General features: G+C 41.2%; 17 protein-coding genes. 9 read left to right on the top strand and 8 right to left on the bottom strand.

From position 1 onward, the window contains the following. The first annotated feature begins 27 nt into the window (after positions 1–27). Positions 28–1,056: a hypothetical protein gene (locus IJS99_08170; GenBank protein ID MBQ7561790.1), complete on the top strand. Its 1,029-nt coding sequence runs from the start codon at positions 28–30 to the stop codon at positions 1,054–1,056. Positions 1,057–1,080: 24 nt separating this feature from the next. Here the strand turns inward: IJS99_08170 and IJS99_08175 are convergent, their stop codons facing one another. From IJS99_08175 to IJS99_08205, 7 genes are all read right to left on the bottom strand, one after another. Continuing rightward, positions 1,081–1,182, bottom strand: coding sequence for a type II toxin-antitoxin system YoeB family toxin (locus tag IJS99_08175; protein MBQ7561791.1), 102 nt, complete (start codon positions 1,180–1,182; stop codon positions 1,081–1,083). Between the two features lie 168 nt (positions 1,183–1,350). Then, a complete protein-coding gene (locus IJS99_08180) occupies positions 1,351–1,632 on the bottom strand; it encodes a hypothetical protein (GenBank protein MBQ7561792.1) in 282 nt (93 codons plus the stop codon). A gap of 220 nt (positions 1,633–1,852) precedes the next feature. Further along, positions 1,853–3,520, bottom strand: coding sequence for an S-layer homology domain-containing protein (locus IJS99_08185; protein MBQ7561793.1), 1,668 nt, complete (start codon positions 3,518–3,520; stop codon positions 1,853–1,855). 359 nt (positions 3,521–3,879) lie between these two features. Next, a complete protein-coding gene (locus tag IJS99_08190) occupies positions 3,880–4,062 on the bottom strand; it encodes a hypothetical protein (protein MBQ7561794.1) in 183 nt (60 codons plus the stop codon). A gap of 40 nt (positions 4,063–4,102) precedes the next feature. Beyond that, complete coding sequence (locus tag IJS99_08195; GenBank protein MBQ7561795.1) at positions 4,103–4,291, bottom strand: hypothetical protein; 189 nt, start codon at positions 4,289–4,291, stop codon at positions 4,103–4,105. Further along, positions 4,275–4,559, bottom strand: coding sequence for a type II toxin-antitoxin system Phd/YefM family antitoxin (locus IJS99_08200; GenBank protein MBQ7561796.1), 285 nt, complete (start codon positions 4,557–4,559; stop codon positions 4,275–4,277). The genes IJS99_08195 and IJS99_08200 overlap by 17 nt, the downstream gene beginning before the upstream one ends. Positions 4,560–4,655: 96 nt before the next feature. Beyond that, positions 4,656–5,102 (bottom strand): ACT domain-containing protein, encoded by a 447-nt coding sequence (locus IJS99_08205; GenBank protein ID MBQ7561797.1) that lies wholly within the window; start codon positions 5,100–5,102, stop codon positions 4,656–4,658. A gap of 118 nt (positions 5,103–5,220) precedes the next feature. Here IJS99_08205 and IJS99_08210 point away from each other — a divergent pair, with 118 nt between their 5' ends. The 8 genes from IJS99_08210 to IJS99_08245 all read left to right on the top strand — a co-directional run bounded on the left by IJS99_08210 (position 5,221) and on the right by IJS99_08245 (position 11,473). Then, positions 5,221–5,694 (top strand): Na+/H+ antiporter subunit E, encoded by a 474-nt coding sequence (locus IJS99_08210; protein ID MBQ7561798.1) that lies wholly within the window; start codon positions 5,221–5,223, stop codon positions 5,692–5,694. 443 nt (positions 5,695–6,137) lie between these two features. After that, complete coding sequence (locus IJS99_08215; GenBank protein ID MBQ7561799.1) at positions 6,138–6,437, top strand: sodium:proton antiporter; 300 nt, start codon at positions 6,138–6,140, stop codon at positions 6,435–6,437. Beyond that, complete coding sequence (locus IJS99_08220; GenBank protein MBQ7561800.1) at positions 6,434–6,769, top strand: monovalent cation/H(+) antiporter subunit G; 336 nt, start codon at positions 6,434–6,436, stop codon at positions 6,767–6,769. The genes IJS99_08215 and IJS99_08220 overlap by 4 nt, the downstream gene beginning before the upstream one ends. Next, a complete protein-coding gene (locus tag IJS99_08225) occupies positions 6,766–7,026 on the top strand; it encodes a DUF4040 domain-containing protein (protein MBQ7561801.1) in 261 nt (86 codons plus the stop codon). Before IJS99_08220 ends, IJS99_08225 begins: the two co-directional genes overlap by 4 nt. Positions 7,027–7,053: 27 nt before the next feature. Further along, positions 7,054–8,049, top strand: a complete 996-nt coding sequence (locus IJS99_08230; GenBank protein ID MBQ7561802.1) for a hypothetical protein — start codon at positions 7,054–7,056, stop codon at positions 8,047–8,049. Further along, positions 8,050–8,484, top strand: coding sequence for a cation:proton antiporter subunit C (locus IJS99_08235; protein MBQ7561803.1), 435 nt, complete (start codon positions 8,050–8,052; stop codon positions 8,482–8,484). Beyond that, positions 8,481–9,986 (top strand): hypothetical protein, encoded by a 1,506-nt coding sequence (locus IJS99_08240; protein ID MBQ7561804.1) that lies wholly within the window; start codon positions 8,481–8,483, stop codon positions 9,984–9,986. The genes IJS99_08235 and IJS99_08240 overlap by 4 nt, the downstream gene beginning before the upstream one ends. Further along, a complete protein-coding gene (locus IJS99_08245; GenBank protein MBQ7561805.1) occupies positions 9,983–11,473 on the top strand; it encodes a hypothetical protein in 1,491 nt (496 codons plus the stop codon). Before IJS99_08240 ends, IJS99_08245 begins: the two co-directional genes overlap by 4 nt. 50 nt (positions 11,474–11,523) lie before the next feature. On the opposite strand, the gene IJS99_08250 is transcribed toward IJS99_08245, so the two are convergent. Then, positions 11,524–13,995 (bottom strand): putative Ig domain-containing protein (locus IJS99_08250; protein MBQ7561806.1); only part of this gene is annotated, 2,472 nt, incomplete at its 5' end.

Genomic DNA, 13,995 nt, shown 5'->3' on the forward strand with positions numbered 1-13,995 from the left:
GTTATAAAGACTCCTCGTGGCTATGAAATGGGATTACCGGGCGGGAGGCTTTCACCTGAGCAGGAAGAAATGTATCAAGCGGACGCAGCTACGTTTGAGGACACAACAGAGGCATTATTACAGAATGTTGAATTTGTGAGGGAGGCAGACTCACAGGACATCGAGAATTATTACACATGCCGGAGCGACGAACAGGAGGCATTATTAAAGGCTCGTGATATTTCGTTGACTCATGACTTAAAAATGAAGCTGGTAGACGTTGAATATATGCTTGACAGGAAAAAATTATATTTTTATTTTACTGCTGAACAGAGAATTGATTTCCGGGCATATGTTCGGGATTTAGCGCACGAATTCAAGACCAGAATCGAAATGCGTCAAATCGGGATTCGCGACGAGGCCCGAATAGTAAGGGGTATTGCGTCATGCGGTCGGCCATGCTGCTGCGGTTACTGGCTGAGGGGATTTTCTCCGATAAGCATTAAAATTGTGAAGGAACAGAGAACGGCGTTAAATCCCACGAAAATTTCAGGTTTATGCGGCCGCTTAATGTGTTGTATGTCGTATGAGAAAGAGTTATACACTGAATTATGGTCGAAATTACCCGGTCCCGGTGCAAAGATAAAGACTGAACAGGGAGCATATATTCTTGAAAGTTTAGACTTAGGCCGTGAACAGGTTAATGTAAGATTCCCGACTGGTAGACTCGTGCCTGTGTTGATTAGTGAATTCCCTGACTTTAGAGAAGCAGTCTTAAAGGGTGAAGAGTGGGGCGAAGATAAAGAGTTTCTCGAAAAAAAGAAGGCTGCTCAAGAAAGAATCGCACGGATTGAGCAGGCAAAACTTGAGAGACAAGAGAGACAGGAACGCCCGCGAGTGAGAGTAAACGCCGGAACTTTACGGCCAAGCAAGCCAGTAACGAGTCAAAATCAGAATCAGAATCAGGACTCACGCAAGAATAAACCGGCAAAGACTAAGCAGCAAGCTAACAAGAATAAATCTCAACGCCGCAGGAAGCCCCGCAAAGATAACAAAGACTCCGGCAAAGAGAGCTGATAAATACCCTGCGGAGGGCAAAAGCTATTTATCATCATAATGTCCTCCGCACGCAGCTATAGTTACTTGTTTATCAGTTACATGAAAAACGAGTCTATTTTTCTTGTCAATTCTCACACTCGCCAAGCCCGCAAAATCATGTTTCAGTTTTTCGAGTTTGCCGTATGAACATTTATAACCGTTTCACTGAATATCTTTAATGAGGAGATTAACTCTCTTCAGTAATGCCGCTTGAGTTTGCATATCTATATAACTATCCCAAGCAGACGCTTCCCAATAAATCCCCCGCATGATTTAGTCTTTAATGATCCCTTTTTCTTGCAATTCCTTCACACGCCGGGCTAACTCTTTCGCTTCAGCCGGTGTAAAACCGTTAATATCGAGTGAAGAAATCTTTATTTCCTGCTTTCTTATTGCCTGTCTGATCATAGCATTTATAGCCATTGATACAGGAATCCCTATAGCATCGCAGAAAATCGAAAATTGCCGCTTAGTCAACGCGTCCGTCTTTATTGTCATTGTCGCTTTAGTGGCCTTCTCTCTGTTAACCTGTTCTCTTAACTCTTCTCTTGTCATGATTTAATCACTCCATGAAATTTTTTAGCAGATTATAACATACACAAAAAAAGCGGCGCACCCACTCTCGGATACACCGCTTGTAAATTCTTCTTTCATGTCAGAAGCTCTTGAACCCTTTTATATTCCGATTCCTTCCCCATTTATCATCAAAACTGTCGGAAAAGATAATTAAGTCCCGAACTTCTTTGCGTTAAATTTTAATTGTTTCAGCCTCAGACTAGAAGGAGATTGCTGTTCTGAATCTTACAACGTTGTCCTTGTCGTCGCCGGGGATGTCGCTCTTTACGCTGACATAGTTAAGTCCCATTGTCGTGTAGTCATTGAGCTTATACTGTACACCTACGCCGACTTCATGAGGTTTCACACCGTAATATAAATAAGTTCCGTCAGTGTAAGCATAATCACTAAGGTCATAGCCATAGTAGAAGATATGTGTTGCAAACTTCTCTGTCCACTGCTGACCAAGTGCGACTCTCCAGTATTTCACCTTATAGTCAAGCTGGTTGCCGGTCATGAAACGATCTGTAAGAACGCTGCTTCCGCTGTAGAATATATGATCCTGATCGCCTTCAGTTACTACGAAGCCCTCATCAAACTGGCCATACTCGAGCCAAATGCTGGTGAACTTCAAAGCGTCCTGCTTTACATCAAACATGACTGCCCAGTGGTTAGGATCGTCAAAATCAACGCCTGACCAGAACATATAAGGACTTAATGAAGGAACATACATAAGCTCGTCTGCTTTGATCTTCTGATGATAGTAAATACCTTTGAAAGCAATACTATCAGTGAAGTTAAAGCGAAGACCTGCGAAAATCGTCCACATATTCTTGAATGAAAGCGCACCGCGATTATAAATAGTGCCGTCGCCTGCATCTGCGAATGTGTAAACTGGGCTCTCCTCTGCGTTGTCGCCGACGTAAATCTGTCCGCCGAGATCTAATCCGATACGCTCTGTGAACTGGAATGAGCCGTTAAGCATGAACATCCAGTTATTTGTAGGCGTTACAGAATTAAGAGTTGCTGCACCAGTCTTAGGATCGATATCTGCATTATAAACTGATACGCCGAACTCTTCAGGATGTGCTATGATTGCCTGAACTCTGCCGATACCGAAATTCTTTGTAAGTCCAAATCCGTTCGTTCTGAAGTCGGAAATCAATGCGCCGCCGTGCCAACCGCCAGTCTCGGGCATTTTACCGTCTACTACGTATGCACTCTCCCAGTTCCATGCAAAGCGTCCAACTGTCAACCTTGAGTCGCCGAAGAAAGGCATCTCAACAAAGAATCTGTCAAACCATGCGCTCTCTGTATTCTTGTTTGAATGACCGCCGTTGCCGTTGCCTTCGTTTCTAAGTCTGGCTACGAACTTATACTCGTCATTCTCGCCCCATGTACGCTCAAAGAAGATTCTGGCTTCATCATACTTGAATTGGCCTTCAGGATCCGGAGCCTCATTTGCGCTCTTGTAGTTGACATCGAACACTAATGTTCCATGAATGTGCCAGCCGCCGAGTCTGTCCTCAAGCACTGCTACTCTCTTATCAAGCTCATCAACGCGGACTCCGAGTGCCTCAAGCTCGTCCTTAAACTCAACAACGAGTCTCTTTAACATCTCGACATCCTGTTTGCTGGCTTTGGTCATATCTACAACTGCGAGTGCTCTTGCTAAAGCTGAAGCCATCTCATAACGTGTAGTGGCCTGTCTGCCTTTGTAAAGTCCATCGGGATAACCTGATAAAATACCATGTGCTGCTAACTGACCGATTGCATCATATGCCCAGTGGTTCATCGGTACGTCCATGAAGGGATTTGTTGCCGAAAGAGCCGGGGCTGCAAGTACTGCTACTGAAACAATAGCTAATAAAGCTACTAATTTTTTCATTATAAATAACCCCCTTATTAAATTGTCAATACACTATCGTTTTTTACGCACTCAAGTCTTTAATATATTGCCCTGAGCTGTGGGGGTGCGGAAAGTTACCTTGTTTCCTTTCTGTCCCTTCTGACAGTTCGTCGGGCTTGTCTTCCGACCTCCTGCGTCCTTCGCATCTACTTTTTTCTTAATGGCTGACGGGGATTCACGCCTCGCTTTCTTGCCTTCCGATTTTATTAAGTACTGCGTCGGTTTTACGATCTTTGTCTACGTAATTCCCGTAAACGATGAGTATAATACACTAGAGATTTTATTTTGTGTATCAGTAAAACTACGTAATAATTTTAGCAGTGAAAATAGGGAGAAACTTATACGATTCTTATGCAAGACTCTTCATAATCGCCGAGTAAATCATCATGCGTCAAGAATCTCATGCCTTCAGCTTTTGCCTGTGCAATTAAAATTTTATCGAACGGGTCGTTATGTTTCGGGGCTTTTTCCGGGCGTGAAAGAGTCTCTAGTGCCTGTATATGTTCGATATTTAAAGTCAATACGTGCAAGCCTGCTTTACGGCAAAGTTCGAAAAGTTCCTTAGAGGTCAAATCTGTTATTTGCTCTGACTTCTTCTTTTGCTTGATTGATATTTCCCATATTGATAGATATAAGACTATAATATATCTGGTTGTTTTCGCTATTAAGAATCGCCTTAGTTTTTGCCGTGAGATTATCAGGATTTAAGACCGCCCATAACATTATATGAGTGTCAATTAGATACTTCATCGGGGAATAATGCTCCTTCCAACATTTGTTTGGCTACTTCTTCGTCAATTGCGTCATATTCAGCTTGATTAGCCGGCGAAAAATTGAATTTGCCCTTACCTATACCAAGTTTGCGCGGAGTATCTGTTTCGTGCGAATAATATTCGACTATTTTTGCAACAGGGCGGCCTTTACGTGTGATAACGACATAATTCTCTTCGCCGTCTTCTAGCAGCATGACAAATTCATATAGACGTTCTTTTGCTTCCTTAAGGCTCGTATAAATCATAAATATCTATCTCCTTCTATAAATAAATAATAAAAAATTTCCTGCTCGTTATGTTAAGCAGGAATCAAATAATTCACAACGTTATATTTGCTGAAATCAGTCAATAGCCTTCTTGAGAGCTTCTAAGCCGTCATGTGCCTTAGTGAGACTTACTATGCAGATCGCGCTTTCTGAAGTTGAGTTAATGATTTCGATATTCACATTTACTGAAGCAAGAGCTTTGAACATTTTCGCTAATGTGTTCGCCGAGTCTGATTTTAAATCTACTGTGATGGCTGCGACTTCTGTAGCAAATGATACGCCCTGCCCGCCCACTTTTGCAGCAACTTCACGGCAAACGGGAATCATCTCGTCAAGTTTTTCACGCGCTATCAAGAATGATAAATCAGAACGCCCGCCCCTCATAGTGTTTTGTGTTACCATGCTGATATTTACAGAGTGTTCGGATAATGTGCTGAAAATTTCTGCGGCAATTCCCGGCACGTTCGGAACTCCTAAGAAAACTACGTGAACGCAGTTATCATTGAATGTAATCTTGCTCATAAAAATTTTTACTCCTTATTTATATATACTATTTATAGACGAGCAGATTTTATCACAAGCTATGCTAAAATTAACTTAAATTCACATACACAAATTCATTTATAGGGGAGGTAATTTATTGAGCCTCGTATATTTTATTTTATGGGTAATATTTAACGGACGCATGACACTTGAAATTTTTATATCGGGTGTAATTATTGCGCTGCTGCTCGATTTATTCGTGAAAAGAGTCCTAAAGATTAATTTTTCCGGCTCGTTCGTGAATTTCTTGACTCTCTTGCCCTATGCGCTGCTTTATGCCGTAGTGTTATTAATTGAGATAGTGCGGGCAAATTTCGCAATTATAAAATTAGTTCTCGCTCCTGATATTGAAGTTGAGCCGTGTCTTGTGAGATTTAATACTCCGTTAAAGACTCAGGCGGCAAGGGCTGCACTCGCGAATTCTATAACTCTAACGCCGGGAACTATTACAGTTTCTCTTGCCGGGAATCAATTATTAGTACATGCCCTGAATCGTGAAATAGCACACGGACTTGAAGGCAGCTTGTTCGAGAGGCTTTTGTCAATGATGGAGGCGAGAGTTAATGCTTGAGATTTCCGGGTATTTCCGGGTGGGGAAAGAGCGCGAGAAAACGGGCACGGGGTTTTCTCGCATACAGGGAATAAAAAATTTTACAGCTATAACAAGAGGGCGATAATCAATGCTTGAAATAAATTTATTTGCATGGACAACGGGCGGGAATTTCTCTCACTCGTATTTACACACTAAAAAATTTTACAGCTAAACGAACGGAGGGCGATGATTCATGCTTGATAATTGCTTTGCGATAAATTTATTTGATGACGGCGTATTTATGGGCGGGAATTTTCTCTCACTCGTATTCACGAAATAAAAATTTTTACAGCTATAACAAGAGGGCGATATTAATGCTTGAGATAAATTTATTTGCATGGAAACGGGCGGGAATTTCTCTCACTCACATTCACGAAATAAAAAATTTTTGCACTATTACACGAACGGAGGAGCGATAATTAATGCTTCCTAATGCTGAAGAGTTACAGAGATATTTACTAATTGGCAGCGTCATATTTTTGTCGATTACTATTTTTATATGCTTGCTTAGGGCGGCACTGGGTCCGAGATTCTCAGATAGAATAATTGCTGCTAACATAATCGGGACTAAAGTAATTTTATTAATTGCTGTGCTGGCGTTAATAATCGGAGAAAATTATTTAGTTGATATATGCCTGATTTACGCGATAATAAATTTCTTGTCGGTCGTTGTGCTTGCCCGTTCAGTAATTGAGAAGAAGGAAGGGAAGGGAGAATTATGATTCGCTTGATTATTGCGGGAGTCTTAATTATTGCGGGTCTGTCTGTGCTTGGCCTTGCTACAATCGGAATATTTAGATTTTCTACTATGTTGAATCGTATTCACGTCGCCGCAAAATGTGATACTCTCGGAGCTTTGCTTGTGTTGTCGGGCTTGATGATTCTTTCGGGCGCAAATGTCTTCTCGCTGAAATTATTTCTCGTCATAATTTTTTTATGGCTGTGCAACCCCGCAGCAAGTCATTTAATAGCACGTGCTGAAGTCGAGACTAACCCGAATTTAGATTTAATTTGCGATTATATTGACTTAACAGGAGGCGAGAAAGAGTCATGATTCTTGTCGAATGGCTGTTATTAATTTTCCTGATAGTCTGCGCTATTGCCGTGTCAGTCTCAAAAAATTTATTGAACTCTGTGATTATTTTCATGAGTTACAGCCTTGTCATGGCCGTTATATGGGTCTTGCTGAGATCTCCGGACTTGGCAATTACTGAGGCCGCTGTAGGTGCAGGAGTTACAAGCGTGTTATTTTTCCTGGCTCTGCGCAAAATAGGCAAACTCGAACATAATAAAGACGATGAGAAAAATTAATTTAACGCGAAAGGAGATATATATTAATTGAATGAAGAAATAAAATTAATCTGGCTCAAATTTTTTAACTGGGTGTCAGGTAACGGGCCAAGACCGGAAAATGAAGTAATACCCCCCGAACCTCCGCCGGATCTGCCATTCACTCAGAAACCTAAAGACAAATATACACGCTTTCATGAGGCGACACTCAAGGAACGCTATAATCAATGGCTCGAAATTCACGGACTGCATATTTTCTCGCTTGTATATTCGGGCTTGAGCGTATTAACTTGCATTGTTATTGTCTCGTTATTGCTGGCTACTGTTGCAGAACTGCCGCCGTTTGGAGATGAGAAGAATCCCGCAAATAATGAAGTCATACGCCGTTATGTCGAACACGGAGGCCATGAGACTGGAGCGCAAAATATAGTCGCCGGGTTAATTCTTGATTATAGAGCCTTTGACACTTTCGGGGAGTCCGCTGTGTTATTCACGGCCGCTGTGAGTGTCTTAATGATTCTGGGAGTTTCGAGACGTAATAATATAGAAGAGTCCTCACCTAAATTAAACGAGTCGGGAATAAATTTTTTAGAACGTGCGCCGCCTGTAAATTTTCACGAAATCAGGCAGGATGACTCAATTCTGCGTGCCGTTGCGTCGTTGTCTATACCTGCAATTTTATTAATGGGCTGTGTAGTAGTAATTAACGGACATTTAACGCCGGGCGGGGGATTCTCAGGCGGAGCAATTCTCAGTACTGCATTAATACTCTGTGCTAATGCTTTCGGATTTGAACGAGTCCATAAATTTTTTAACGAGCGAACATTTATAATTTCGAGTTCGAGTGCTTTAATGATTTATGCGTTGTCAAAAGGTTATTCATTCTTTACCGGAGCGAATCACTTTCACTCAATCATACCTAAAGGCACAATCGGGAATATCTTAAGCGGCGGGCTTATTTTACCGTTAAATATCTGCGTGGGACTCATTGTAGCAGGGACTCTATACGGATTTTATGCGCTCTTCAGCAGGGGTGATATATAAATGCTTGAAAAATTATTCTTGAATCACTATGAAGCAGCGGCAGTTATTTTATCAGGAATAGGCCTCACAAATTTATTATTGCAGAGAAATCTAATCAAGAAAATTATCGGGCTTAACATAATGGATACTGCTGTATATTTATTTCTCGCTGCTAAAGGTTATGTAGAAGGTCGGGCGGCTCCGATATTACTAGAAAACGGCTCAGGGGGCTGGCTGAATTCCGCGAGTCTCTACGTGAATCCAGTTCCGGCGGGGCTTGTCTTGACGGGAATCGTCGTGAGTGTCAGTGTTACGGCGTTTGCTTTGGCTTTGACTCTGAAACTTTACGAGTATTACGGGACATTGAATATTGACGAGGCACTAATGAAGATGACGCAGGAACAGCAGGAATTAGAGTCAAAAATTGATGACGCAGAAGAGGAAGTGCTCGCATGATAAATTTATTTGCTTATAATATCCCCTTTGCGAGTATATTTTTATTGATGATTTCAGCGATAATTACGCCTTTATTGCCTAAAAAAAATCGCATTCCCGAAAAATTATCTTGCTGTGTAATCGGGCTTGTAATGCTTTTATCGGGATATTTGCTTTATTCTCTAACAAGTTCAGGCGAAATCTTGAGCTTCAATTTTCCGATGGGACACTTTCCTGCACCCTGGGGCAATGAGTTACGCGCGGGACCTCTTGAGGCTGTATTATCTCTAGTATTCTGCGCGTCCATGTTATTATCTTTGCTGGGTAATTTCTCGTCAACTGCTGAAGATATTGCACCGTCAAGAAGACAAATTTTTTGCGTGCTCGTGAATTTATTGACAGCGTCATTATTAGCACTTACTTATACTAATGATTTATTCACGGCTTATGTCTTTATCGAGATAAACACGATTGCTGCATGTGCCATTGTTGCCGTTAAAGAAGGTCCGGAGACTACACGGGCGGCCCTGCGTTATCTAGTAATGAGTCTTGTCGGGTCGGGGCTTGTTATGATTGCGATTTGCTTATTATATGACTTGACGGGACATTTATTAATGCAGAATATGCACGCGGCGATTCAAGTTTTGATTACTACAAATAGTTATTTAATGCCTTTGACTGTGTCGCTTGCATTAATTACAACCGGACTCGCAATAAAAAGCGCGTTATATCCTTTTGCGGCGTGGCTTCCTGATGCTCATGGAAGTTCAACAAATGCGTCAAGTGCTATATTATCAGGTTTAGTTCTCAAGGGACATATTTTCACGATTATAAAAATTTTTTATCGGGTATTCGGGCTTGACGTGATTCATTTATTGAGAATGGATCATGTTATATTTATACTGGGCTTGCTTGCTATGATTATGGGATCTGTACACGCTCTGAGACAAAACAATGTAAAACGCATGATCGCATGGTCGAGTGTCGCTCAAGTGGGATATATTTTTTTAGGAGTCGGACTAAATACTAATGCAGGAATCGCGGCGGCCTGTCTTCATATTATAGTACACGCATGTATTAAGCCCATGTTATTCACTGCGGCGGGAGGACTCAGCAATGCAGCAGGACACAAAAAAGGTCTTCACGCTCTAATGGGAACATTTTATGTGAATCAATGGGCAGGGCTTGGCCTCGCGGTCGGTGCTTTCTCAATGATGGGAATTCCGGGATTTGCTGGTTTCGCGTCAAAATTGAGTCTCACTCTTGCGTCATTTGATAGTCCCGTTATAATTTGGTCGCTGGCAGCACTCGCAGCAAGTTCGGTGTTAAATGCGTTATATTATGTTCCCGCAGTAATAGTTATATTGACTCATCATGAAGACGCTCATAAAAATTTTACTGCACATGCTCCGACAAGATTATATAAAATCTCAATGGGAATATTTATCGCTATAAATTTTTATCTGGGATTATTCTGCGTGCCTTTATTAAGACTAATCACGAGGGGAGTTAATGTACTATGACAAGCAATAATTTTTTGACTCTAGTTCCCGTTATATTTCCGATTTTGACGGGATTCGCGCTCTTCTCTCGGCCTATATTTGAAGACAGGCACGTTTATGTAGGAGTTATGACGTTCATAAATTCTGCGATAACTTTTGCGGCGGCATTCATGACCCATGAAGATATTATAATTTTATGGCGCATAACTGATACACTTTCTATAGCGTTCAGATTTGATTATCCTGCGAGGGCGTTTGCTTGTCTGGTCGCGTTTATATGGCCGCTTGTTACTCTTTATGCATTTGAATATTTGCGCCGTCGTCCTCCTGTAGATAGATTTTACGCGTTTTTCCTGTCAACTTTCGGGATATTAATCGGAGTTGCCTGTGCTGCGAATTTATTGACGTTATATTTATTTTATGAGCTGATGACATTTATGACTCTGCCCCTAGTAATGCACTCTCAACAACGCGAGGCGATTCGTGCTACTGTCTCATATTTATTATATTCACTTGCGGGGGCGGCGTTGGCACTGGGAGGATTCTTTTTCTTTCAGGTCTATGGAGTCTCAATGGAATTTACGCCGGGCGGAGTCTTAGACATTGCGCGAATTACATCAGAAAAAAACGAGTCTATGATTTTGACAGTAACATTTTTGACTCTGGTAGGATTCGGGGCAAAAGCGGGACTCGTTCCACTTCATGCGTGGCTGCCTACTGCTCACCCTGTTGCACCTACTCCGGCGAGTGCTGTATTATCAGGCTTAATAACTAAGGCGGGAGTTATCGCTATGTTCCGAGTAATTTATTATGTAGTCGGGGATAAATTTTTGCGCGGAACATGGGTACAGAACGCAATATTAATAATGGCACTGATTACTATTTTCACCGGCTCAATGATGGCATTCACAGAAAAGCACCTGAAAAAAAGAATTGCTTGGTCAACAGTGAGTCAAGTCTCTTATGTAGTCTTTGCTATGATGTTATTGACTCCGGACGGGATTCGCGGGGCAGTATTGCAGATTGCGGCTCATGCTATGTCTAAAAGCTGCTTATTCTTGAGTGCGGGCGTAGTAATTTATTTCACTTTACAGGGTGCAAATTATCATTATGCCGACCAGTTAAGGGGTGTGGGTAAGGAATTACCGATTACAATGACATGTTTTGCGCTCGCTTCAATTTCGTTAATAGGACTCCCGGTTACCGGCGGATTTGCTGCTAAATTCTATATGGCCTCAGGAGCGTTAAATTTAGGAGTTATAGGCCTGTCAGGAGTCGCCGTCTTGATGATAAGTGCTTTATTGACAGCTGGATATTTGCTGCCGATTGTAACAGACTCATTTTTCCCGGGCGATGATTATGATTATTCTAATGTAGTGCCGCTTAAATTGCCGGTAAATATGAAGCTGCCATTATTATTATTAAGTGCCGGAGCGATTTTGACGGGATTATTTGCGGGATCATTAATAAATTTCGTGAACGATAAGATAATTGCTATATTGCTATAAAAATTTCTCCCCTCTGACTCATACAAAGCCGGAGGGGATTTATTACATATTTATTCGCGCTCGACTACTATAACAGGACAATAAATTACTTCTTTAGTGAGCCACGCAGAAATTTTTATTACATGACTCTCCGGGACTGTTATAATTTCTTGGCCGGTCTCGTCAAAAAATTCCGCAATTAAATCATCTTCTGAAGGCTCGTGATTCTGCGGACATGCAAGCCAGATTAATTTTGCGCCCGTGTTTATTTTCTCGTCAAGCTCAATATCTAAATCTAAATCATATAGGCCGCTTTCTGTTACGTGAATTTCAGGCAATACAGCAGCAATTATATATTTATCCTGCGAGTCAAATTTTATAGAATTAATATCGCGTTCAGGGCCTATAAAAATTTTCTGCTCGTGATTTATTGACTCCGAGTTTATTTCTTGTTCGGGTTCTTTCACGTCATCACTATTAGATTTGCTTGTTGTGCTTGTGCCTCTAATTATGAGCCTCAAATTTTTTGACGCTTGGCCGCCTGAATTCTCTGCAATTATAGTTATATACTCGTCAAATGCTTCTGTAGGAGTGCCGCTTAATGTTCCGGTTTCTTCGTCAAATTCGAGTCCCGCGGGCAAATTTCCGGAATATTCCCATGTTATAGGAGCTGTTCCCGTTGCTCTGATAATTGACACATATGCTTTTCCTACAGTTCCATTAACAAATATTGACTTAATTGTTGGAGCTATTCCCTTAATTGTAAGATTATAAATTTGTGAGAATGTCCCAGTTTTATTTGTTGCTGTAACAGTGAATATAAATGTGCCTATTTCTTTAGGAGTTCCGCTAATTGTCCCCGTGTTTGATTTTAGAGTGATTCCAGCAGGCAGAGTCCCGTCTGTAAGAGTAAAAGTAACCGGCTTAGTTCCTGAAAAAATAATCTTATGAGAATATTTTGTGTTAATTGTGCCGTCTGGTAATGATTCATCGTCAGCTATTCCGGGAGGTGCAGAGATAACAAGCTTTAATTTTTTCGACACTTTTTTTGAATCATTTTCTGCGTAAATTGTAACCGTGAAATTTCCTGATTCGGTCGGGATTCCTGAAATTTGATTATCATTTATTGATAGTTCCATAGGCAGCCCTGACGCAGTTATATTTATTGTCGGACTCCCAGTTACAGAAATATCCGCGCTGTATTCAGTGTTAATCATGCCTTCAGGAAGTGATGAAGTCTTTATGGCCGGAGCAATTTTCTTTATAGTGAGCTTGAAAGTTTTTGACGCTTTGCCCGCCGTGTTTTCCGCAGTAAATTTAATTTGTAAATTATTGCATTGTTCCTGCGGTATGCCTTTAATAGTGCGTGAAGTCTCATCAAAATATAATCCTTCAGGTAAATTATCGGAAATAGTGAAAGTTATCGGCTCTGTACCAGTTAATTTTATAGGGGACTCGTATTCTTCTAAGTAAGTGCCGTTGGATAATTTGCTAGTAGTTATCTTGGGTGGAATTGCAGCTATATTGAGAATAAAATTTTTCTTGTCCTCTCCTGCCGGGTTGCTAAGTGTAATTGTTAATGAATATGTGCCGAATTCTTTAGGAATACCGTAAAATTTACCAGTTTCAATATCAAATGATAGTCCTTCGGGCAAATTCCCTTCAAGAGTCCATGTTAAAGGTTTTGTGCCTGTACAAGCTAATTTTTTGTTATATGCCTTGTCAATTTTTCCATTTGCTAGAGTCTTTGTAGTAATTACCGGCAGCACATAATTTGAAATCGTGAAAGATTTTGAATCAGTCCCGTATGTATTAGACGCTTGAATTATAAATGAAGATTTACCGGCAGATTTTATAGTGCCTGATATAAGCCCCGATGTAGAAAGTTTCAAGTTTTGGGGAAGTTTTCCGCCTATTATCTTCCATGTTATGGGAGCTGATCCCGTTGCATTAAGCTGGAATGAATAATTTTGCTTAACTGACCCCGGCAAAATTTCTGTAGTAGTAATTACAGGTGCGCCTTCTGTTGTACTTTCTGAAATAGTGATAGTGAATTCTTTAGAGTCATTGCCGTATGAGTTCGCAGCTTTTACAGTAAATGTGAAAGTCCCCGCAGTCGTCGGAGTTCCTGAAATTTTGCCGCTGGAATTAAGACTCAAGCCGTCCGGTAAAGTCCCGGAGTCCAGCGTCCACGTTATAGGAGTCGATCCTGCCGCAATCACTGTAAAATTATAGCTTTTATTCTCTGTCCCGTTCGGGAGTGAATTTGTAGTAATTTCAGGTACAGCAAATATAGAAATTGTGAATTGTTTTGACGCGCTGCCATAATTATTTGAAGCCTGAACTGTAAATGTAAATATTCCCGCTGCCGTTGGAGTTCCTGTTATAGTCCCGGCTGAATTAAGAGTCAAGCCAGTGGGTAATTTGCCGCTTGTTATTCGCCACGTTATAGGAGTCGCCCCTGTTGCAGTGAGTGAAGCACTATAGCTCGTATTTAATTCTGCGTCTGCAAGTGATACTGTAGTGATTACAGGAATCTCGCC

It is taken from the genome of Synergistaceae bacterium (genome assembly GCA_017444345.1).
In the GTDB taxonomy this organism is placed as follows: domain Bacteria; phylum Synergistota; class Synergistia; order Synergistales; family Aminobacteriaceae; genus JAFUXM01.

What these genes read in the sequence shown, in the direction of transcription:
- IJS99_08225 (MBQ7561801.1), top strand. Translation starts at nt 6,766, where the DNA reads ATGATTCTTGTCGAATGGCTGTTATTAATTTTCCTGATAGTCTGCGCT.
- IJS99_08185 (MBQ7561793.1), bottom strand. Translation starts at nt 3,520, where the DNA reads ATGAAAAAATTAGTAGCTTTATTAGCTATTGTTTCAGTAGCAGTACTT.
- IJS99_08240 (MBQ7561804.1), top strand. Translation starts at nt 8,481, where the DNA reads ATGATAAATTTATTTGCTTATAATATCCCCTTTGCGAGTATATTTTTA.
- IJS99_08215 (MBQ7561799.1), top strand. Translation starts at nt 6,138, where the DNA reads ATGCTTCCTAATGCTGAAGAGTTACAGAGATATTTACTAATTGGCAGC.
- IJS99_08170 (MBQ7561790.1), top strand. Translation starts at nt 28, where the DNA reads ATGGGATTACCGGGCGGGAGGCTTTCACCTGAGCAGGAAGAAATGTAT.
- IJS99_08245 (MBQ7561805.1), top strand. Translation starts at nt 9,983, where the DNA reads ATGACAAGCAATAATTTTTTGACTCTAGTTCCCGTTATATTTCCGATT.
- IJS99_08200 (MBQ7561796.1), bottom strand. Translation starts at nt 4,559, where the DNA reads ATGATTTATACGAGCCTTAAGGAAGCAAAAGAACGTCTATATGAATTT.
- IJS99_08180 (MBQ7561792.1), bottom strand. Translation starts at nt 1,632, where the DNA reads ATGACAAGAGAAGAGTTAAGAGAACAGGTTAACAGAGAGAAGGCCACT.
- IJS99_08195 (MBQ7561795.1), bottom strand. Translation starts at nt 4,291, where the DNA reads ATGAAGTATCTAATTGACACTCATATAATGTTATGGGCGGTCTTAAAT.
- IJS99_08220 (MBQ7561800.1), top strand. Translation starts at nt 6,434, where the DNA reads ATGATTCGCTTGATTATTGCGGGAGTCTTAATTATTGCGGGTCTGTCT.
- IJS99_08235 (MBQ7561803.1), top strand. Translation starts at nt 8,050, where the DNA reads ATGCTTGAAAAATTATTCTTGAATCACTATGAAGCAGCGGCAGTTATT.
- IJS99_08205 (MBQ7561797.1), bottom strand. Translation starts at nt 5,102, where the DNA reads ATGAGCAAGATTACATTCAATGATAACTGCGTTCACGTAGTTTTCTTA.